Source organism: Streptomyces sp. cg40, from assembly GCF_050320165.1.
In the GTDB taxonomy this organism is placed as follows: domain Bacteria; phylum Actinomycetota; class Actinomycetes; order Streptomycetales; family Streptomycetaceae; genus Streptomyces; species Streptomyces hokutonensis.
The window spans coordinates 3334944-3356321 of sequence record NZ_CP190128.1 but is presented as its reverse complement, the minus strand read 5'-3'; the positions used below and the strand labels follow the sequence as shown (position 1 = coordinate 3356321).

Here is a 21378-nt window from a genome sequence, read left to right as displayed (position 1 = left end):
CAAATAACGGCGTAGGCTGCCGTCATGAACGACAGAGCCGCCCTCCTGAAGGGCATCCGCGCCTGGCTTGCCCTGTTCGTCGTCTGTCTGGTGCTCAGCGGCGCCACCGCCTTCCCGCTGGTCCACGAACTCCGCTGGGCCGAGGCAGTGTTGAGGTCCCTGTCCGTACCGCACTACCTGCCCGCCCTCGCGGACTGGATCGAGCGCGTACGCCAGGGACTCGACACCGCCGACACCGACTACCCCTTCCTCCTCTACGGCACGGACTGGCTGGCCTTCGCCCACCTCGTCATCGCGGTCGCCTTCTACGGCCCCTACCGCGACCCGGTCCGCAACATCTGGGTCGTCGAGTTCGGGATGATCGCCTGCGCCGGGATCATCCCGCTCGCCCTGATCTGCGGACCGATCCGCGGAATTCCCCTCTGGTGGACGGTGATCGACATGTCCTTCGGGGTCATCGGGATCGTCCCGCTGTACGTCGTCCGGAAGAAGATCAAGCGGCTGGAAGCGGTGCTTGCGCCAACTACCGTGCCGGGTATGGCTACTTGAGCGCCGCCAGCGCGATCCGCATCGCGACCGCGTTCATCGACTCGCCCTTGGCGTCCGTCGAATCGACCGAGTAGACGAGGGTGCGGGACAGGTCGCGGGTGGCGAGGACGACCGCGCTGTAGCCGTACCGGGCACCGGACTTGAGCCAGTAGACCTTCCCGCCGTACTCGAAACGCTGGAGCCCGGCGCTGTAACTGGCGCCCTCGATACCGGACGGCACCGTGAACATCTCCTTCAGCTCCGGCCCCGGTACGATCCGGCCCCGGAACAGCGCGGTGATCAGCCGTTCCAGGTCGGCGGTCGTCGAGATCATGTCGCCGGCCGCCCACCGGTCCGCCTGGTTCCAGTCGGTGACGTCGACGAACTTCGTTGTGCCGTCGGCCTGTTGGACCACCTGGTAGCCGTGGTTGTGCGGGCCGCGGATGCGCGGGTCGGTGCCGGGGAAGTACGTGTCCCGCATGCCCGCCGGGCGCAGCACGAGCCGGGTGGCCTCCGTGGCGTACGAGTGTCCCGTCACCCTCTCGATCAGCAGGCCGAGGATCGTGTAGTTGATGTTGAGGTAGTCCTGCCGCGTGCCCGGCCGGAACTCCGGCCCCTTCGCCACCGCCGACGCGACGACCTGTTGGGGCGTGAGCGTGTCGAAGCGGTGCGCGTACTGGTCCTCGAAGGCGTCCCCGAAGCCGTCGCCGGCCTGGATGCCACTGGTGTGGTTGAGCAACTGCCGTACGGAGACGGGCTCGAAGGCCTTCGTGAGCAGCCCCGGGAGGTAGTGCTGGACCGGTGTGTCCAGGTCGACCTTCCCCTGTGCCGCGAGCCGGAGCACCGTCGCCGCCGTCACGACCTTCGTCGTCGAGCCGGCTCTGAAGCGCGCGTCCGGATCCGCGGCGGTACCGCTCTCGAGATCGTGCACCCCGGCACTTCCGCGCCAGCTCCCGTCCGTTCCGCCCACCCGTACGAGAGCCGCGGTGGCATCCGCGTCCGGCAGCCCGGCGAGCGCGGCCCGCAGCGCCTCGGCGTCCGGACCGGCCGTTCCCCGTACGGCAGTTGAGGGGGCCGGGGGCGCGGCGAACGCGGGTGCGGCCAGCGGGCCGGCCGCGAGGGCGAGGACGAGCGAGGCGGTGACGACGGTGGTGCGACGGCGGGTGCGCATCGGCTGCTCCTGAGTTCCGCGGTGGCTGTCGGTGATCAGCCTCATCGGCTACGGCCGTCCGCGGATCGTCGGCGAGGAGGGCACCCACCCCTGGCATCACCCGGACCAACTCCCGTGCGGAACAAGGGGTTTACCGGGGTCGCCCCCTACGGGATCCAACCCGGCGCCGAAAAAACTGTTATCGCCGAAGCCTTCACCCCGTCTCCCTCTGCGTCCTCCGCTTCCTCACGCACCGGAGCCACCCACATGGCAACGAACGCACCCGAACCGACCGGCGCCCCCGAGCCGGCCGGTGCCCGAAAGGCCGCCAACAAGCACCGCCTGACCCGCCGGGGCCTGTTCACGCTCGGCGGCGGCGTCGCGGCGGCGGGAGTCGTGGGCGGCGGGATCGCCGCGTTCTCCGGAGGCGGTGCGGACGCCGCGCAGCCCGGCACGGCCATCGGCACCGCCACCGCCCGGCCGCAGGCCCTCGTCCACCCGGGCATGCTGCACAACGCCGGTGACCTGCACCGCGCCAAGGTCCGGATCGCCGCCCACAAGGACCCCTGGCTGAAGGGCTGGACCCGGCTCACCGACAACCGGCACTCCGCGAGCACTTGGCAGCCCCGCCCGCAGGCCGTCGTCGTGCGCGGCGGCGCCGGCCAGAACTACGTCACCCTCTACAACGACATCCACGCCGCCTACCAGAACGCCCTGCGCTGGCGGATCGGCGGCACCAAGGCCAACGGCGACACGGCCGTCGCCATCCTCAACGCCTGGTCGGCCAAACTGACTTCGGTCAACGGCAACGCCGACCGCTTCCTGGCCTCCGGCATCTACGGCTACCAGTTCGCCAACGCCGCCGAACTCGTCCGCGACCACCCGGACTTCGAGTTCGCCCGCTTCAAGAAGATGCTGCACACCGTCTTCGTGTCGATGAACACCGACTTCCTCACCAACCACAACACCGCCAACATCACCAACTACTGGGCGAATTGGGACCTGTGCAACGTCGCCTCCCTGATGGCGACGGGCATCCTGTGCGACGACCGCGCCACCTTCGAACGCGCGGTGACCTATATGAAGTCCGGTGCGGGCAACGGCTCGTTCACGCACGCCATCCCCTTCGTCTACGACGGCCAGAACCTCGCCCAGTGGCAGGAGAGCGGCCGCGACCAGGGCCACACCATGATGGGCATGGGCCTCATGGGCGCGATCTGCGAGATGGCCTGGAACCAGGGCGTCGACCTCTACGGCTACCTCGACAACCGGTTCATGAAGGCCGCCGAGTACGTCGCCAAGTACAACCTCGGCGCGGCCGTGCCCTTCACGACGTACGCCTGGCGCAGCGGACAGGGCGCCGGACGCTACCTGGAGCAGTCTGTGATCTCGGACATAGCCCGGGGAGCCGTTCGCCCGGTTTGGGAGATTCTGCACAACCACTACGCCCGCCGGCGGCGCCTGAACACCCCGTTCATCACCCTCATGGCTGAGAAGGTGCGTGCGGAGGGCGGTGGCGGCGACTACGGGCCCAACAGCGGCGGCTACGACCAACTCGGCTTCGGGACGCTGCTGTACAGCAAGTGACGTCGGGGGAGACCGGGTGAGGTCGGGAAGGGCGGAGAACGACGTGGACGGGCGGCAGTGGCACTCCACCATCGAGGCGGCGCAGGCCGGTGACCGGCGGGCGCTGGACGAACTGGTCGCGGGCTGGCTGCCGTTGGTCTACAACGTGGTCGGCCGTGCCCTCAACGGCCACGCGGACGTGGACGACGTGGTCCAGGAGACGATGCTCCGCGCCGTCGACCACCTCGGCTCGCTCCGCGACCCCGACAGCTTCCGGTCCTGGCTGGTCGCGATCGCCATGCGCCAGATCCGGGACCGGGCCCGCCGCCGCAAGTCCCCCGACCAACTCCCGGACGGACTACCGGGCGACGCCGCCGACTTCGCCGAACTGACCGTCCTGCGGCTCCAGTTGGAGGGCCAGCGGCGCGAGGTCGCGGAGGCGGTCCGCTGGCTCGACGACGAGGACCGCCAACTCCTCTCCCTGTGGTGGCTGGAGGTCGGCGGCGAACTCACCCGCCGCGAACTCGCGGCGGCCGTCGGCATCAGCCGCCAGCACGCGGCGGTCCGCGTCCAGCGCATGAAGGAACGCCTGGAGACCGCCCGGGCCATCGTCCGCGCCCTCGACGGCGCCTGCCCCGAACTCCGCGAGGTCACCGCCCGCCGGGACGGCCGCCAGGACTCGGTCTGGCGCAAACGCGTGGCCCGCCACCTGCGCGGCTGCTCCTACTGCGGCGACCCCCGAGAGTCCGTAGTCCCCGCGGAACGCCTCCTCGTCGGCATCGCCCTGGTCCCCCTCCCCATCGGCTTCACCCTGTCCCTGGCCTTCGGCGCGAAGACGGCGGCGGCTGCGGCGGGGGCGGCTTTCGCGGCCGGGGCGAGTGGGCTGGGCGGGGTCAGTGGTGCGGTCGGCGTGACTGGTTCGGCTGGTGCAGCGGGGGCTGCTGGTGCGGTCGGGGCGGGCGGCTCTGTGGGGGCAGCCGGTTTCGCGGGACCGGCCGGGGCGGCGGGTACAGCCGGTTTCGCCGGCTCGGCAGGGGCCTCGGGCGTCGCGGGCGCGGGCGGGACGGCAGGAGCGGCGGGCGCGGCCGGTGCCGCGGCTTCGGCGCACGCTGTCGGGGCAGTGGGTGCGGCAGGGACGGCGGGGGCTTCAGGTGCGGCGCATGCCGTCGGGACCGTAGGCGCCGCGGGAGCTTCGGGTGTTGCGGGAACCACCGGATTTGCCGGAGGCGCGGGTTCGGCCGGGGGCGCCGGAGCTTCGGGTGTTGCGGGGTCTGCCGGGGCTTCGGGTTCGGCAGGTCTCGCGGGGGCTTCAGGTGCGGCGCATGCTGCCGGGACCGTAGGCGCTGCGGGAGCTTCGGGTGTCGCGGGCTCGACGGGATTGTCCGGAGTCGCGGGTGCCGCGGGTTCGGCCGGGGGCGCGGGCGTTTCGGGTTCCGCCGGTGTCGCGGGCTCCGCGGGTGCTGTTCACGGGGCAGGCGCCGTGGGCTCGGCGGGCGTGGCCGGTGCCGCGGGTTCAGCCGGAAGTGCCGCCGGTGCGGCCGGTGCCGCGGGCTCCGCCGGAAGCGCTGCCGGTGCGGCGGGGACCGTCGGCTTGGCCGGTGGGGCCGTCGGGTGGCCGGCCAAGGTGCTCGGGCTGCTGACCAAGCCCGCTGTCGCCGTGACGGCGGGTGCGACGATCGCGGCGGGCGGCGTCTACGTCGCCACCCACACCCCGGACAGCCCACCCCCGAGGGCCCTGACCCCCACCGCGTCGGCCGGTACCCTCCACCCCTCGTCCGCCACGGCGACCGCGACCACCGCACCCCCCTCCCCGTCCCTCTCCCCGTCCCCCTCCTCCAGGACGACCGGCGGACCGTACGGCTCGGTCGTCGACGCCGTGGACCGCGCCCCGAACCCCGACACCCCGCCCGCGGCCCTCCCGCACCGTCCGGCCTCCGGCCTCACCAGCACCGGCGGCGCGCACGCCACCATGAACCACCGCGGGGACAACGTGACGCTCAGCGGCCAGGGTTACGTCCTCGTCCGCTGGCAGGTCTCACCGCAGTACCGCTCCGGCGCGCTGGTCATGCCGAGTTGGACGGCACTCAAGGGCAAGCTCTTCCACGTGGCCTCCGGCGGCGGCCGTCGTATGGACGACCCGGTCAGCACCACCGACCCCACCGCCACCGGCATGGGCAGCAAGACCACCGGCTACGACGTCCTGCCCACCGGCACCCAACAGATGTGGCAGAACGAGTACTTCTACGTCGACGGCAGCGTCACCCTCACCGTCAACGAACGCGGCGCCGACTACGGCCTGAACGTCTTCCCCACCACCTGGGACGCCGTGGAGCAGGACATCACCACCGGCCCCGCCCAGGGCGCGACCCGCTACGGCCTGACTCGCGACACCGGAAAGGACGACGCCCCGGTACCCCAGTACGTCACCCGCACCACCCCGGCCGACCCGGCGACGGTCGCTCAGGTCTCCCGGGTCTGACCGCCGCGCGTGAAGTCGTCCTGCGCGGCCATGACTTCGTCCCCGTGCTCGAACGCCCAAACCCCGAACGCGTCGATCGGTTCGAGCAACGTCCGCCCCAGCGCGGTGAGTTCGTACTCCACCCGTGGCGGCGAGCCACCGTAGGACCGCCGTGCCACCAGCCCGTTGAACTCCAGCCGCCGCAAGGTCTCGGTCAGCACCTTCTGACTGATCCCACCGATCCGCCCGCGCAACTCGCCCGGCCGCTCCGGACCGTGCCGCAGGGCCCAGAGCACCACACAGTTCCAGGTGTTGCCCAGCAGATCGAAGGCGAGCCGGGCCCGGCAGTCGGCGAGAAACACGGGTTCGGAGGTCACGCACCACATGGTGCCCGAGCCCCTTCCTACTGTCGTGCCATGCGAATCGGAATCCTCGGAACCGGCGGAATGGCGGACGCGCTCGGCGCGCAATGGCTCCGGTCGGGACACGAAGTGCTGTTCGGCGGACGGGACTTGGGGCGGGCGGAAGCCCTCGCGCGCCGCTGGGGCGGCGACCACGGCACCCTCCACCAGGCCGCCGACTTCGGCACCGACGCCGTACTGCTGGCACTCCCGTGGCGTGCGGCGATCGAGGTCGCCCCCCAACTCCCGCTCACCGGACGTGTGGTGATCGACTGCACGAACCCGGTCGGCGAGGGCTTCCGCCTGCTCACCGCGGGCGCCCCCTCCGCCGCCGAGCGACTCGCCTCCGCGGCGGGCCCCGAGACCCATGTCGTCAAGGCCTTCAACCTCTGCCACGAGGACGTCTGGCGCCTGACACCCCCGGTGTTCGACAGCCGCCCCCTGGGCGTCCCCCTGAGCGGCGACAACGAGCAAGCCCTCGCGGTCGTACGGCAGTTGGTGCGCGACGTGGGCTGCGAACCCTTCGCGGCGGGGGAGTTGGACCGGGGCGCGGCGCTGCTGGAGGCGACGGCCGCGCTGCTCATCCGGTTGTGGGTGGGGGAGGGGGTTGACGCTCAGTCCATCGCCCCGCCGGTGGAGTCGGCGGGACCGCGAGCCCCGGCCGCCTCCACCCTCACCCCTTCTTCCTGAGCCCGCACAGGACGCCGACGCGGTTGGTGGTGATCGAGTCGACGCCCAGATCGAGGAGTCGGCGCATCGAGCGGCGGGTGTCGGGGGTCCAGACGGAGAGGAGGTAGCCGTCGCGGTGGACGCGGGCGACGAGGTCCCGATCGACCAGTGTGAAGCGGTAGTTGAGCCAGCGCGGCCGTACCGCCTCCAGCACGGCGGGGCGCGGCGGGGCGAGCGAGGTCCAGGTGAGGGCGATCTCGGCGGACGGGTCGGCCGCGCGCACGGCGAGCATCGAGTCGGCGCCCGCGCAGTAGTAGGCCCGGTCGTCCGCACCGTACTCGCGGATCACCTCCACGATCCGGCGCGTGGCCCGCGGGTCGGCCGCGCCGGGCAGGTCGACCATCACCCGGCTGCCCTCGGTCGCGGCCAGCGCCTCCACCAGCGTCGGCACCCCGCCGTCCGTGAGCCCGCGCACCTCGTCCACGGACAGCGACTTCAGCGGCCGGTCCACCTCCCAGAGCCGTTGCAGCGTCTCGTCGTGCAGCAGCACGGGCACGCCGTCGCGGGTCACTCGTACGTCGAACTCGACGGCGTCCGCGCCCTGTTCGAGCGCGGAACGCAGTGAGTCGACGGTGTTCTCACGGGCACGGTAGGGGTCGCCGCGATGGCCCACGGCGGTCACGTTCTCCATGGGCTCATTGTGCTGGTTGGCGCGGGAGCGCCGACCGTCAGGGCGCGAGCCACGCCGAGGTGTAGGTGTCGATCTCGTCGTTGATACGGGCCTTGCCGGCCGCGTCCAGGAAGGAGGCCGCCACGGCGTTCTTCGCGAGGTCGGCGACACCGCGCTCGTCGAGGTCGAGGAGGCGGGCGGCGACCGCGTACTCGTTGTTGAGGTCGGTGCCGAACATCGGCGGGTCGTCGGAGTTGATCGTGACGAGGACTCCCGCCCGGACGAACTCCTTGATCGGGTGTTCGTCGAGCGTGCGGACCGCGCGGGTGGCGATGTTGGAGGTCGGGCAGACCTCCAGCGCGATGCCGTGCTCGGCGAGATGCGCGAGCAGCTTGGGGTCCTGCGCGGAACTGGTGCCGTGTCCGATGCGCTCGGCGCGCAGGTCGCCCAGCGCGTCCCACACCGTCTCGGGTCCGGTGGTCTCACCGGCGTGCGGCACGGAGTGCAGGCCGGCCGCGACGGCCCGGTCGAAGTACGGCTTGAACTGCGGCCGGGGCACGCCGATCTCCGGCCCGCCGAGCCCGAACGACACGAGCCCCTCCGGCCGCAGCCGGTCGTCGGTCGCGAGCCGCACGGTCTCTTCGGCCGCCTCCAACCCTGCCTCACCGGGAATGTCGAAGCACCACCGCAGTACGGTCCCGAACTCGGCCTCGGCCGCCTTGCGGGCGTCCTCGATCGCGTCCATGAACGCCCGCTCGTCGATACCGCGCCGCGTCGAGGAGAACGGCGTGATGGTCAGCTCGGCGTACCGCACCTGCTGCCGGGCCATGTCCCGCGCCACTTCGTACGTCAGCAGCCGCACGTCCTCGGGCGTCCGAACAAGGTCGACCACGGACAGATACACGTCGATGAAGTGCGCGAAGTCCGTGAAGCTGAAGTAGTCGACCAGGGCCTCGGGGTCGGTGGGCACGGTGGAGTCGGAGTGCCGGGCAGCCAGCTCCGAGACGATCCGCGGGGAGGCGGAGCCGACGTGATGGACATGCAGTTCGGCCTTGGGCAGCCCGGCGATGAAGGCATGCAGCTCGCGGGCCTGACCGGCGGCGGGTACGGCGCTGTGGTCGGACAAGGTTCCTCCCCGGAACGGCGCCCCGGGCAGTGCCGTACGGGACGCGGGTGATCGGCTGATCGATGACTCGGGATCATCGTAGGCCGGGGACCGGGAGGGGCGGAGGTGGGTGGCCGACGGGCGTGATGGCGCCGGTCGGGACCGGTGGCGCCGTTCGCGGTGTGCGGCTGATCGCGCCGAGCCCGGGCGGGACCCGTGGCGCCACTCGTATGGCCGAACTGTCACGTGAACGCTCTAGCATGGTCCGCCTGACGGTCGACCGACGGGGACGGGGACGGGACATGGGGGACCAGACACAGCCGGACGGCGGCGCGGGGGCGAACAATGACCCGTGGGCACCTCCGGAGAGCAAGCCATCACTGGACAAGCGCGCCCAGCCGCCGACCCCCGGCCGGCGGCCGCCCCCACAGGACCAGCCCCAGCAGCCTCCGCCGCAGTCGCCGTCCCTGCACTACCAGCCCACGATGACCGCCCTCCCGTCCGACGGCTTCGCCCCACCTGCCTCTGGCACCCCCGGAACCCCACCCGCTTCCGGCGCCCCCGGCTACGGCCGGCCCGGCACACCGGTCGGTCCCTCCGGCCTCCCCACCTACGGCGCCCCCGGCTACGGCCCGCCCAACGCCCCGGGCGCACCAGGCGCCCCAGGAATGCCCGGCGGTTACAGCTACCCCGGCTACCCGCAGGGCTACGGCTGGCCCGGTATGCCGATGGCCCCGCAGAACAACCTGGGCACGGTTGCCCTGGTGCTGGGCATCCTGTCCTGCTGCCTCTTCTGCATCTACGGCATCGTCTCCCTGGTCCTCGGCATCATCGCCGTCGTCCTGGGCGTCAAGGGCAAGAAGCGGGCCGACCGAGGCCAGGCCACGAACCGGGGCCAGGCCCAGGCAGGCATGATCACGGGCATCGTCGGCATCCTCCTCGGCCTCGCGGTGATCGCCCTACTGGGCATCGCCTTCGCGACCTACGAGCACGAGCAGGACCGCCAGGACTCCGACTCGACCTCGTCGTACAACTCCGCACCCGCCCTGCCGACCCAGATCCCGCCCCAGGACTGACCACTACAGCCGCTTCCCGACCCGCCCCCGCGGCTCGCGCCACCGATCCGGCTCCCGGCCCTCCACGACCGTGAGCCCCGCGACGGCCGCAGCGCCTTCCCCCGACGGGCCCCTGAGCCGCGCCCGCCGAAGCTGCGCCCGGCGCCCTCGGCCAACGCGAACCCCGGGCGCGCCTCGACCTCCGACCGCAGCTGCCCCCGGACTGCCGTCAGCGTGAGTCCAGCTGTGGTCGAAGCGCCTTCCCCGACAGACCCCCGAGACGCGCCCGCAGAAGCCCCCAGAGTCTCCATCAGCGTGAACCCGGCCGTGGCGAAGTGCCTTCGCCCATACGCCCCCGGGCTTGCCCACTTCTCACCTCAGCCGCCCCGGGGACTCCCATCGGCCAACACACAACAGCGGCCGAAGCCCCCCGCCCCACGGACACCCCCGGACCCCCGTCACCGCCAGCCCCAACCCCGACCGACCCCCCCTCCCAGCCGCGCCACCCCCCCCCGCAGAGGCCCCACCCCCTACCCCACCCGCCCCCGAGCCTCCATCAACGCGAACCCCAGCAGGTTCGGCCCCCGCCACCGCTCCGGATCCTCCGCCCCCGGATCATCCGCGGCCAGCCCGATTCCCCACACCCGGTCCACGGGGCTCGCCTCCACCAGCACGCGATCCCCCGTGCCCAGCAGAAACGCCCGCAGTTCCTCGTCCGCCGAGAACTTGTGGACGCTCCCCTCCACGACGATCCCGAACCGCTCCCGCGCCCAGGTCTCCTCGTCGAAGCCGCGCACCAGGCGCCCCGCCTTCTTCGCCTCGGACGGGTGACCGGCGGAAAGCACACGCGCGAGCGCCTCGGTGTCGCCGAAGAGGCGCGCCTTGCCCGCCATCATCCAGTGCTCGGCGGTCGCGTACGTCGTCCCGTCCACTGTGAACGGCGACGGCCACCACTGGCTCAGGCAGCTCGCGCTCACGCGGCCGTCCGGGCGTGGCCGGTGGCCCCAGAAGCGCAGGTACTTGACCTTGGCCCCGGCGCGCACTTCCCTGATCAGGGCTTCCTGTGAATCGATCCTTTGCGCGGCGCCCGCCGCGAGCTTCCCCGTGATCCCGTCCATACACGCGAGTCTTGCAGGCACCACTGACACTCCGTCCCCCCTTTTCCACATGGACTCGACACCTGGTCGAAGGATTCCGTCGCGTAACCAAAAGGCAACAACGGAATCACTTGTTGGAGTCCCTTTGCTCTGTCAGGATCGGCATTCAAATCGAGCTGGAGCTACGCCACCCGCCAGCGGACGAAGCGGGGCGAAGGCGGAGGAGAGCGACATGCACAACCCGGGTAACGCCACCCCGGAACGATTCCCCGCTCAGGAGTACTTCGCGGACGGCGCGCAGTTCATCGCGGGCCGCCTGACCAAGGGCACCTCGGGCCACACCCACGCGGTCGTCGACCCGGCGACCGGTGAGGACGTGTACACGTACGAGCTGGCCGGCACGGCCGACGTGGACGCGGCCGTGGCCGCCGCCCGCGCGGCCTTCCCGGGCTGGTCGGGCGCCACCCCGGGCGAGCGCTCCGACGCGCTGCACCGCTTCGCCGCCGTGCTCGCCGAGCGCGCCGACGACTTCGCCCGCGCCGAGTCCCTCCAGTGCGGCAAGCCGCTCAAGCTGACCCGCGAGTTCGACATCCCCGGGACCATCGACAACACGGCCTTCTTCGCCGGTGCCGCACGGCACCTCCAGGGGCAGTCCGCCGGTGAGTACTCGGGCGACCACACGTCGTACGTACGCCGTGAACCCATCGGTGTCGTCGGCTCCATCGCGCCCTGGAACTACCCCCTCCAGATGGCCGCCTGGAAGATCCTCCCGGCGATCGCGGCCGGCAACACGATCGTGCTGAAGCCCGCCGAGCTGACCCCGCTCACCTCGTTGATGTTCGCGCAGGCCGCCACCGAGGCCGGCATCCCGGACGGGGTCATCAACATCGTCACCGGCACGGGGAAGGTCGCCGGTGAGCATCTCGTCGGTCACCCGGACGTGGCCATGACCTCCTTCACCGGGTCCACCGCCGTCGGCAAGCGTGTCGCCGAGATCGCGACCGCCACCGTCAAGCGCATCCACCTGGAGCTCGGGGGCAAGGCGCCCTTCGTGGTCTTCGACGACGCCGACCTCGAAGCCGCCGTCAACGGAGCCGTCGCCGGTTCGCTCATCAACACCGGGCAGGACTGCACGGCCGCCACGCGCGCGTACGTGCAAAGGCCCCTCTACGAAGCGTTCGTCCAGAAGACCGCCGCCCTCATGGCGGGCGTCCGGGTCGGCGATCCCTTCGCCCCGGGCACCGACCTCGGGCCGCTGATCTCGCACGTCCAGCGCGACCGCGTCGCCGCTTTCGTCGACCGGGCGCGTGGCTACGCGCGCGTGGTGACCGGCGGTGAGGCTCCTCAGGGAGATCTCAAGAACGGCGCGTACTATCGCCCCACCCTGGTCGCGGACGCCGCCCAGGACAGCGAGATCGTGCAGTCGGAGCTGTTCGGCCCGGTGCTCGTGGTGCTGCCCTTCGACAGCGACGACGAGGGCATCGCGCTCGCCAACGACACCCCGTACGGGCTCGCCGCCTCCGCGTGGACCCAGGGCGTCTACCGGGCAGGCCGCGCGACCCGCGAGATCAAGGCCGGCTGCGTGTGGATCAACGACCACATCCCGATCATCAGCGAGATGCCCCACGGCGGCTACAAGGCGTCCGGCTTCGGCAAGGACATGTCCGCCTACTCCTTCGAGGAGTACACCCAGATCAAGCACGTCATGTTCGACAACACCGCGGTCGTCAGGAAGGACTGGCACCGCACGATCTTCGGGGACCGATAGCAGAACTGACGGCCGCCCAAGGCGCCGCCGTCTCCTCCCGAAAGGGCAGCACGCGCATGAAGCAGTACGAGCCCGACCGCCTGACCCCGGCCGAAGTGGCCGCCGTCCGGCGCAGCTTCACCAAGAGCAGGTCCGCGTGGACCCGCCGTTCGGTGCTGCGCGCCTCCGCCGGCGGCGCGCTCGCGGTCGGCGGTCTCGGCGCCCTGAGCGGCTGCGGGATCCCCGCGGCAGGCAAGACGCAGGGCGGTGTGTCCGCCGACGACCACTCGGCCGCCGAGAAGGAGATCGACTTCTCGAACTGGCCCGAGTACATCGACACGGACGACAGCGGCAAGCACCGGCCCACCCTGGACGCGTTCACCAAGCGGACCGGCATCAAGGTCAAGTACACCGAGGACATCAACGACAACGACGAGTTCTTCGGCAAGATCCAGCCGCAGCTCGCCGCGGGCCAGGCCACCGGCCGTGACCTGATCGTCCTCACCGACTGGCTGGCCGCCCGCATGATCCGCCTGGGCTACGTCCAGAAGCTGGACGCGTCCAACCTGCCGCACGCCTACGCCAACCTGTCGGACCAGTTCCGCAGCCCCGACTGGGACCCCGGCCGGGCCTACTCGTACGTGTGGCAGGGCATCTCGACCGTCATCGCCTACAACAAGAAGGCGCTCGACGGCGTCGAGGTGAAGTCGATCTCGGACCTGCTCGACAACCCCAAGCTCAAGGGCCGCGTCGGCTTCCTCACCGAGATGCGCGACAGTGTCGGCATGACCATGCTCGACATGGGCAAGGACCCGGCGAAGTTCACCACCGACGACTACGACGCGGTCATCGCCCGCCTCCAGAAGGCCGTCGACAAGGGCCAGATCCGCCGCTTCACGGGCAACGACTACACGTCGGACCTCACCAAGGGCGACTTCGCGGCCTGTGTCGCCTGGGGCGGCGACATCGTCCAGCTCCAGTCGGACAACCCGGACGTCGGCTATGTCATCCCCGAGGCCGGCTACATGACGTCGACCGACAACCTGCTGATCCCCAACAAGGCGCGCCACAAGACGAACGCCGAGCGGCTGATCGACTACTACTACGAGCCCGAACCGGCCGCCGAACTCGCCGCCTACGTCAACTACGTCAGCCCGGTCGGGGACGTGAAGCCGTATCTCGCCAAGATCGACAAGACGGCGGCCGACAACCCGCTGATCCTTCCCGACAAGGCCATGGCGGCCAAGTCCCACGCCTTCCGCTCCCTGAGCTCGAAGGAAGAGACGGCCTACCAGCAGAAGTTCGCAAAGCTCACAGGGGCGTGACGAGGATGAACACCAAGGACAACAGCGGCGACGTCCGCCTCTCCGGTATCAGCAAGACCTACGACAACGGCTTCACCGCCGTGCAACCGCTGGACCTGACCGTGCCCCAGGGCTCGTTCTTCGCCCTGCTCGGCGCGTCCGGCTGCGGCAAGACCACCACCCTGCGCATGATCGCCGGCCTGGAGGAACCTTCCTCCGGCACCGTCCACCTCGGCGACCAGGAGGTCACCAACCTCCCGCCGTACAAGCGGCCGGTGAACACCGTCTTCCAGTCGTACGCCCTCTTCCCGCACCTCGACATCTTCGAGAACGTCGCCTTCGGTCTGCGCCGGCGCGGCATCAAGTCGGTGAAGCAGCAGGTCGTCGACATGCTCGACCTCGTCCAGCTCGGCGAGCAGGCCCGCAAGAAGCCGCACCAGCTCTCCGGCGGCCAGCAGCAGCGTGTCGCCGTGGCCCGCGCGCTGATCAACCACCCCAAGGTGCTCCTCCTCGACGAGCCCCTCGGCGCCCTCGACCTCAAGCTGCGCCGCCAGATGCAGCTGGAGCTCAAGCGTATCCAGACCGAGGTCGGCATCACCTTCGTCCACGTCACGCACGACCAGGAGGAGGCCATGACCATGGCCGACACGGTCGCCGTGATGAACGCGGGCCGCGTCGAGCAGCTCGGCTCGCCCAGCGACCTCTACGAGAACCCGAACACCACCTTCGTCGCCAACTTCCTCGGCACCTCCAACCTCATCGAGGCCGAGGTCGACTCCAAGTCCGGCGACGACATCGTCCTCAGGGCGGGCGGCGGCAAGCTCGTCCTGCCCGAGGCGCGATGTTCCGCGCCCACGACGACCGGCGGCAAGGTCCTGGTCGGCGTACGTCCGGAGAAGATCACCCTCACGCACGCCGACGACGCGGGCGAGATCCCGGCCGGCCGCAACCGCATCACCGGCAAGATCGTCGACTCCAGCTTCATCGGCGTCTCCACCCAGTACGTCATCGACAGCCCGGTCTGCCCCGAGTTCGAGGTCTACGCCCAGAACATCGACCGCGACGGCCGGCTGCGGCCCGGTGCCGACGTCGTCCTGCACTGGAACCCGGCGCACACCTTCGGCCTCGACGCGGCGCAGGACATCGACGCGGGCGTCGACACCGAGGAGGAGGCCGCCTGATGGCCGCTGTCACCGAGGCGCCGCCCCTGGCGCCGGCGCCGGAGGAGAAGGCGCCGCGCAAGAGGCGGGGCCGCTGGACGCCGTACTGGCTGCTGCTGCCCGGCATTCTCTGGCTGATCGTCTTCTTCGCGCTGCCGATGATCTACCAGGGCTCCACGTCGATCCAGACGGGCTCCCTGGAGGACGGCTACAAGGTCACCTGGCACTTCTCGACCTACTGGGACGCGGTGTCCGAGTACTGGCCGCAGTTCGTGCGCTCGGGCCTCTACGCCGCCGCCGCGACCATCCTCTGTCTGCTGCTCGGCTACCCGCTCGCGTACCTCATCGCCTTCCGCGCGGGACGCTGGCGGAACCTGATCATGATCCTGGTGATCGCGCCGTTCTTCACCAGCTTCCTGATCCGCACGCTGGCCTGGAAGACGATCCTCGCGGACAGCGGCCCGGTCGTCGGCGCCCTCAACACGCTGCACGTCCTGGACGTCACCAACTGGCTCGGCTGGACCTCCGGCGACCGCGTCCTCGCCACGCCGCTCGCGGTCGTCTGCGGACTGACGTACAACTTCCTGCCGTTCATGGTGCTGCCGCTCTACACCTCGTTGGAGCGCATCGACGGACGGTTGCACGAGGCGGCCGGCGACCTGTACGCCAAGCCGTTCACCACCTTCCGCAAGGTGACCTTCCCGCTGTCGATGCCCGGCGTCGTCTCCGGCACCCTGCTGACCTTCATCCCGGCGGCCGGTGACTACGTCAACGCCGAACTCCTCGGCTCCACCGACACCCGCATGATCGGCAACGTCATCCAGACGCAGTTCCTGCGCATCCTGGACTACCCGACGGCGGCGGCTCTCTCCTTCGTCCTCATGGCCGCCATTCTCGCCATGGTGACCATCTACATTCGCAAGTCCGGGACGGAGGATCTGGTCTAAATGGCAGTCGTACGCTGGTTCAAGCGCCATTTCGTGGTCATCGCGGGCCTGTTGACCCTCGGCTATCTCCTGCTCCCGAACGTCATCGTCACGGTGTTCTCCTTCAACAAGCCGAAGGGGCGCTTCAATTACGAGTGGCAGCAGTTCTCGCTGGACGCCTGGAAGCAGCCGTGCGGTGTCGCCGACATGTGCGGCTCGCTGAGCATCAGCCTCCAGATCGCCGTCTGGGCGACCATCGGCGCCACCGTCCTCGGCACGATGATCGCCTTCGCGCTGGTCCGCTACCGCTTCCGCGCCCGCGGCGCCGTCAACTCGCTGATCTTCCTGCCGATGGCGATGCCCGAGGTCGTCATGGCGGCCTCGCTGCTCACCCTGTTCCTCAACATGGGTGCCCAACTGGGCTTCTACACCATCCTGATCGCCCACATCATGTTCTGCCTCAGCTTCGTCGTCACCGCCGTCAAGGCCCGCGTGATGTCGATGGACCCGCGCCTGGAACAGGCCGCCCAGGACCTCTACGCCGGCCCGGCGCAGACCTTCCTGCGTGTCACCCTGCCCATCGCGGCCCCCGGAATCGCGGCGGGCGCGCTGCTCTCCTTCGCGCTCTCCTTCGACGATTTCATCATCACCAATTTCAACGCGGGTTCGACCGTCACCTTCCCCATGTTCGTCTGGGGTTCGGCACAGCGCGGGACACCCGTTCAGATCAATGTCATCGGTACGGCCATGTTCCTCGTCGCCGTATTGTTGGTGCTCGTCTCGATGGCGATCACCAACCGCCGCAACAAGGTAAAGGCATAACCGCTAGCGCCCTGTAGGGAGTTGAAATCATGGCCCCAAGCGCCATGAGCCGTAACACCAATTGGACGAAGTCTCTCTCCGAAGCCCGGCCGGTCCCGTACTGGCTGGACGACCCCGGCAAGCCCCACCCCGAGCCCGCGCTCACCGGCGCCGAGACCTGCGACCTGCTGGTCGTCGGCGGCGGCTACAGCGGACTGTGGACCGCGCTCATCGCGAAAGAGCGCGACCCGCAGCGGGATGTCGTCCTGCTGGAAGGCCGCGAGGCGGGCTGGGCCGCCTCGGGCCGCAACGGCGGCTTCTGCGCCGCCTCCCTCACCCACGGCCTGTCCAACGGCCTCGCCCGCTGGCCCGACGAGATCCACAAGCTGGAGGAACTGGGCGCCCGCAACCTCGACGAGATCGAGAACGCGGTCGCCCGCTACTCCCTGGACTGCGAGTTCGAGCGCACCGGCGAGATCGACGTCGCCACCGAACCCCACCAGGCCGAGGAACTCCACGACTGGCACGCCGAGTTGAAGAGCAAGGGCCTCGCCGACGGCACCGAGTTCCTCGACGCGAAAGCGGTCCGCGAACAGGTCGACTCCCCGACCTTCCTGGCCGGCCTGTACGACAGCCGGGGCGTCGCGATGCTCAACCCGGCCAAACTGGCCTGGGGGTTGAAGCGCGCCTGCCTCGGGCTCGGCGTCCGGATCTACGAACACACGCCCGCCCTGGCACTCAAGCCGTACGGCGCGGGCATGGCCGTACGCACCCCCTACGGCTCGGTCCGCGCCCGCCGGGTAGCGCTCGGCACCAACATCTTCCCGAACCTGATCAAGCGCGTCCGCTCGTACACCGTCCCGGTCTACGACTACGCCCTGATGACCGAGCCGCTCTCCGCCGACCAGTTGGCGTCGATCGGCTGGAAGAACCGCCAGGGGCTGGGCGATTCGGCGAACCAGTTCCACTACTTCCGCCTCTCCGCCGACAACCGCATCCTGTGGGGCGGTTACGACGCGATCTATCCGTACGGCGGCCGGGTGCGCGCCGAGTACGACGACCGGCCGGAGACCTACGCCAAGCTCGCCGAGCACTTCTTCACCTGCTTCCCGCAGCTGGAGGGGCTGGGCTTCAGCCACGCATGGGGCGGCGCGATCGACACCTGCTCGCGCTTCTCGGCGTTCTTCGGCACCGCCCACCAGGGCAAGGTGGCGTACGCGGCGGGCTTCACCGGACTCGGCGTCGGCGCCACCCGCTTCGGCGCGGACGTGATGCTGGACCTGCTCGCGGGGGAGCGCACCGAGCGCACGGAACTCGAGATGGTCCGCAAGAAGCCGCTGCCCTTCCCGCCCGAGCCCTTCGCCTGGACGGGCATCGCGCTCACCAAGTGGTCGCTGGCCCGCGCCGACGACCACGGCGGCCGGCGCAACCTGTGGCTGAAGACGATGGACAAGCTGGGCCTGGGCTTCGACAGTTGAGCCCGGCTCGCAGGGTGTGACCCGGTTCACTCCTTCGAGGTGCCGGAACCCGCGTAATGCCGACGGCCGACCTCCCTCTCTCCTGTGACGCGACCAGCGTCGACACGAGAAAGGGAGGTCTTCTCATGACTGGGGCGAAGACGGCCGTCGAGTGGCTGGCATCCGTGGCTCCGGATCCGGAGGCCTGCCGCTGGGAATGGGAGCGCAATCCCCAGGGGATCGCGCTGCTGCCCGCCGGCAAGGCCTGGGACGTACTCATCCTGCCGGGTGAGCTCGGTTATCCCACGCTCGATGTGCTCACCCGGGTCATCGATCAACTGGGCCCGGTACTCGTCGACTTCGGCGACGCACGCATGGGTTTCCTGGTACCGCCCGGCACCGCGGCCCGCTGGCTCGGCACCGGGATCCGTACGGCGGGACCCGGCACCTGGATCGTCGTGCCGTACCCCGGCCGGTCGACCGGCGGAGTCCGCTGGCTGGTACCGCCGGACGGCTCCGGCACCCTCACCGATCCCGCACTCCTCGAACTCGCCATGCACGAGGCGGCGGCGGGGCTGGCGACGGAAGGGGAGGGCGGGTAATCGACTGAGGTCTTGACAAGCTAATTGGTCTGGACCAAATTGGGCGCGCTCCACCCCTCCAAATCCCCCATGCCCGGAGGCACTTGTGGATCGCCCCAGACCCGTCCTCGCCATGCTCACGGCCGCCCTGCTGGCCGTACCCGGCATCACCGCACTCTCGTCGGCCGCCCGTGCGGCCGACGCGGACATGGCGAAGAACGGAGGCTTCGAGTCCGGCCTCGACAACTGGTCCTGTTCCGCGAGCAGCGGTACGACCGTCAAGTCGCCCGTGCACGGCGGCAGTTCGGCGTTGCAGGCGACCCCGGCCGGCAACGACTACGCCCAGTGCGCGCAGACGGTGACCGTGAAACCCAACTCGCAGTACTCGCTTGCCGGTTACGTCCGCGGCAGCTACGTCTACCTCGGCGCGAGCGGCACCGGCACCACCGACGTCTCCACCTGGACCCAATCGGCCCCGGACTGGCAGCGGTTGACGACGACCTTCACCACCGGCGCGTCCACCACCAAGGTCACGATCTACACCCACGGCTGGTACGCCACCGGCGCCTACTACGCCGACGACATCTCCCTCACCGGCCCCGCGGTCGACCCGGGCCAGCCGCCAACCACCCCCACAGGCCTCACCGTCGGCTCAGTCACCTCTTCCTCCGTCGCCCTATCCTGGTCCGCCGTCACCGGCGCGACGAGCTACGCGATCTACCGCGACGGGGTGAAAGTCCAGACGGCGAGCGGGACTTCGGCCACCGTGAGCGGTCTGACGGCCGCGACGGTGTACAGCTTCCAGGTCACCGCGGTCAACGACGCGGGCGAGTCACCGAAGTCGACGGCGGTCACCGCGACCACGTCCACCGGCTCGGGCCCCACCACCGGCCTCCCCACCCACGCCCTCGTCGGCTACCTCCACGCGAGCTTCGCCAACGGATCCGGCTACACCCGCCTGGCCGACGTCCCCGACAGCTGGGACGTCATCGACCTGGCCTTCGGCGAACCCACCTCCGCCACCTCGGGCGACATCCGCTTCACTCGCTGCCAAGTCAGCGAGTGCGCGAACGTCGAGAGCGACGCCGACTTCAAGGCGGCCATCAAGGCCAAACAGGCGGCGGGGAAGAAGGTGTTGATCTCGATAGGCGGCGCCAACGGCCAGGTCCAACTCACCACGACCGCAGCCCGCGACACCTTCGTCTCCTCGGTCTCGAACATCATCGACACCTACGGCCTGGACGGCCTGGACATCGACTTCGAGGGCCACTCGCTCTCCCTCGACGCGAGCGACACCAACTTCAAGAGCCCCACAACTCCCGTGGTGGTCAACCTGATCTCGGCCCTGAAGACCCTGAAGGCCAAGTACGGCTCGAAGTTCGTGCTGAGTATGGCGCCCGAGACGTTCTTCGTGCAGATGGGCTACCAGTTCTACGGCACCGGCAAGTTCGGCGGCCAGGACCCGAGGTGCGGGGCGTATCTGCCCGTCATCTACGCTCTGCGCGACGACCTCACCCTGCTGCACGTCCAGGACTACAACTCGGGCCCGATCATGGGTCTCGACAACCAGTACCACACCATGGGCGGCGCCGATTTCCACATCGCGATGACCGACATGCTGCTCACCGGCTTCCCGGTCGCGGGCGACACGAACAACATGTTCCCGGCCCTGCGCCCCGACCAGATCGCCATCGGCATGCCCGCGTCGGTCAACGCGGGCAACGGTTACGTGGCTCCCGCCGAGGTCACGAAAACCCTGGACTGCCTGACGAAGAAGGTGAGTTGCGGCTCGTACACGACCCACGGCACCTGGCCGACGCTGCGCGGCCTGATGACCTGGTCGATCAACTGGGACCGCTACTCGAACTGGGAGTTCCAGAGGACGTTCGACGGCTACTTCGGCTGAGGCCCGCTCGAAATGCGGCCGAGGAACAGCCGCAGCGAGGCGAGCAGCACGGTCCCGAGGCACCAACTGGCCACCACGTCCAGTGGCCAGTGGTAGCCCCGCCGGACCAGCCCGAAACTGACGGCGGCGACGAGGAGGACGCAGATCGCGACGGCTCCGCGACGGGCGTACGACGTCCGGAGCCAGGGAAGGAGGACGAGCGTCGAGGCGCCGTACGCGATCATCGCGGTGGCGGTGTGGCCTGAGGGGTAGTAGCCGGTGCCGGGTGGGACCGCAGGGGTTCCGCCGCGGGCGATCAGTTCCTTGACGGGGACGATCAGTGCCGGGACCAGGGCCATCAGGACGGCCGCCGCGAGGGGTGCCGGCCACCAGCGGTCCGTACCACTGGCACGGCCGCGCCATGCGACGTAGGCGAGGACCACGACGAGAACGGGAACCGCGACCTGGACGTTGCCGAGGTCGGCGAGGAGTTCGGAGAAGCGGTCCGGGTGGACGAGTGCGCGGCTCAGGCGCTCGTCCAGGCGGAGGAGCGGGCCGTCGGAGGCCACCTGCCAGGTGATCACCGCGAAGAGCAGCGCGGGAAGGGCGAGAAGAAGCCAGAAAAAGGAGGTCGGCCGGCCCGGAACAGGGGGGGTAGTTCCGAGCCGGCCGTCCGGATCGGATCGTCGGCCGCCCCGGGGGGTTTGGGGCGGGCGACTGTCCGATCGGTGAGGAGATTCGGAGCCGGAGGCTCCTGTTGTGTGCGCGAGGGCACGACCAGGGCGAAGCTGGGGAGGCCTCGTCCTGAAGTCGCCCAC

18 protein-coding genes and 1 pseudogene are annotated in these 21378 nt (G+C 70.0%); 13 read left to right on the top strand and 6 right to left on the bottom strand.

All coding sequences use genetic code 11. The annotated features are described in order from the left end of the window. The first annotated feature begins 24 nt into the window (after positions 1–24). Positions 25–549, top strand: coding sequence for a hypothetical protein (locus ACQHII_RS14485; protein WP_427919702.1), 525 nt, complete (start codon positions 25–27; stop codon positions 547–549). Here ACQHII_RS14485 and ACQHII_RS14480 read toward each other — a convergent pair. Continuing rightward, positions 542–1699, bottom strand: coding sequence for a serine hydrolase domain-containing protein (locus ACQHII_RS14480; protein ID WP_427919701.1), 1158 nt, complete (start codon positions 1697–1699; stop codon positions 542–544). The genes ACQHII_RS14485 and ACQHII_RS14480 overlap by 8 nt on opposite strands. A gap of 246 nt (positions 1700–1945) precedes the next feature. On the opposite strand from ACQHII_RS14480, the gene ACQHII_RS14475 reads away from it, so the two are divergent. Both ACQHII_RS14475 and ACQHII_RS14470 read left to right on the top strand, forming a co-directional pair. Next, positions 1946–3265, top strand: coding sequence for an alginate lyase family protein (locus ACQHII_RS14475; RefSeq protein ID WP_427919700.1), 1320 nt, complete (start codon positions 1946–1948; stop codon positions 3263–3265). 16 nt (positions 3266–3281) lie between these two features. Further along, positions 3282–5723, top strand: coding sequence for an RNA polymerase sigma factor (locus ACQHII_RS14470; RefSeq protein ID WP_427919699.1), 2442 nt, complete (start codon positions 3282–3284; stop codon positions 5721–5723). Here the strand turns inward: ACQHII_RS14470 and ACQHII_RS14465 are convergent. After that, complete coding sequence (locus ACQHII_RS14465) at positions 5705–6088, bottom strand: winged helix-turn-helix transcriptional regulator (RefSeq protein WP_427919698.1); 384 nt, start codon at positions 6086–6088, stop codon at positions 5705–5707. The genes ACQHII_RS14470 and ACQHII_RS14465 overlap by 19 nt on opposite strands. Before the next feature lie 30 nt (positions 6089–6118). Between ACQHII_RS14465 and ACQHII_RS14460 the strand changes: the two genes are divergently transcribed. Continuing rightward, complete coding sequence (locus ACQHII_RS14460; RefSeq protein ID WP_427919697.1) at positions 6119–6793, top strand: NADPH-dependent F420 reductase; 675 nt, start codon at positions 6119–6121, stop codon at positions 6791–6793. Here ACQHII_RS14460 and ACQHII_RS14455 read toward each other — a convergent pair. After that, the gene (locus ACQHII_RS14455) at positions 6777–7463 is read right to left on the bottom strand and encodes a glycerophosphodiester phosphodiesterase (RefSeq protein WP_427919696.1); all 687 of its coding nucleotides are present in this window, start codon (positions 7461–7463) and stop codon (positions 6777–6779) included. The two genes, ACQHII_RS14460 and ACQHII_RS14455, sit on opposite strands and share 17 nt — an antisense overlap. 37 nt (positions 7464–7500) lie before the next feature. Further along, positions 7501–8655 (bottom strand): annotated as a pseudogene (locus tag ACQHII_RS14450) (adenosine deaminase); the annotation flags it as partial. Between the two features lie 194 nt (positions 8656–8849). Between ACQHII_RS14450 and ACQHII_RS14445 the strand changes: the two are divergent. After that, the gene (locus ACQHII_RS14445; protein WP_427919695.1) at positions 8850–9623 is read left to right on the top strand and encodes a DUF4190 domain-containing protein; all 774 of its coding nucleotides are present in this window, start codon (positions 8850–8852) and stop codon (positions 9621–9623) included. Positions 9624–10132: 509 nt separating this feature from the next. On the opposite strand, the gene ACQHII_RS14440 is transcribed toward ACQHII_RS14445, so the two are convergent. Then, on the bottom strand, positions 10133–10720 hold the full coding sequence (locus tag ACQHII_RS14440; protein WP_427919694.1) for an NADAR family protein: 588 nt from the start codon (positions 10718–10720) through the stop codon (positions 10133–10135). A 211-nt stretch (positions 10721–10931) separates the two neighbouring features. Between ACQHII_RS14440 and ACQHII_RS14435 the strand changes: the two genes are divergently transcribed. The 8 genes from ACQHII_RS14435 to ACQHII_RS14400 all read left to right on the top strand — a co-directional run bounded on the left by ACQHII_RS14435 (position 10932) and on the right by ACQHII_RS14400 (position 20581). Beyond that, positions 10932–12467 carry a gamma-aminobutyraldehyde dehydrogenase gene (locus ACQHII_RS14435; RefSeq protein WP_427919693.1) on the top strand — a complete coding sequence of 512 codons (1536 nt, stop codon included), beginning with the start codon at positions 10932–10934 and terminating at the stop codon, positions 12465–12467. A gap of 56 nt (positions 12468–12523) precedes the next feature. Beyond that, positions 12524–13771, top strand: coding sequence for an ABC transporter substrate-binding protein (locus ACQHII_RS14430; protein ID WP_427919692.1), 1248 nt, complete (start codon positions 12524–12526; stop codon positions 13769–13771). A gap of 5 nt (positions 13772–13776) precedes the next feature. After that, complete coding sequence (locus ACQHII_RS14425; RefSeq protein ID WP_427919691.1) at positions 13777–14931, top strand: ABC transporter ATP-binding protein; 1155 nt, start codon at positions 13777–13779, stop codon at positions 14929–14931. Beyond that, entirely contained in the window at positions 14931–15857 is a 927-nt protein-coding gene (locus tag ACQHII_RS14420) for an ABC transporter permease (RefSeq protein WP_427919690.1), read from the top strand. Before ACQHII_RS14425 ends, ACQHII_RS14420 begins: the two co-directional genes overlap by 1 nt. Further along, positions 15858–16658: an ABC transporter permease gene (locus ACQHII_RS14415; protein ID WP_200714890.1), complete on the top strand. Its 801-nt coding sequence runs from the start codon at positions 15858–15860 to the stop codon at positions 16656–16658. Positions 16659–16687: 29 nt separating this feature from the next. Continuing rightward, positions 16688–18115: an NAD(P)/FAD-dependent oxidoreductase gene (locus ACQHII_RS14410; RefSeq protein WP_427919689.1), complete on the top strand. Its 1428-nt coding sequence runs from the start codon at positions 16688–16690 to the stop codon at positions 18113–18115. Between the two features lie 125 nt (positions 18116–18240). After that, positions 18241–18696: a hypothetical protein gene (locus ACQHII_RS14405; RefSeq protein ID WP_427919688.1), complete on the top strand. Its 456-nt coding sequence runs from the start codon at positions 18241–18243 to the stop codon at positions 18694–18696. A 112-nt stretch (positions 18697–18808) separates the two neighbouring features. Further along, complete coding sequence (locus ACQHII_RS14400; RefSeq protein WP_427925308.1) at positions 18809–20581, top strand: chitinase; 1773 nt, start codon at positions 18809–18811, stop codon at positions 20579–20581. Here the strand turns inward: ACQHII_RS14400 and ACQHII_RS14395 are convergent. Next, positions 20569–21144, bottom strand: coding sequence for a phosphatase PAP2 family protein (locus ACQHII_RS14395; protein ID WP_427919687.1), 576 nt, complete (start codon positions 21142–21144; stop codon positions 20569–20571). The genes ACQHII_RS14400 and ACQHII_RS14395 overlap by 13 nt on opposite strands. Positions 21145–21378: the final 234 nt, after the last annotated feature.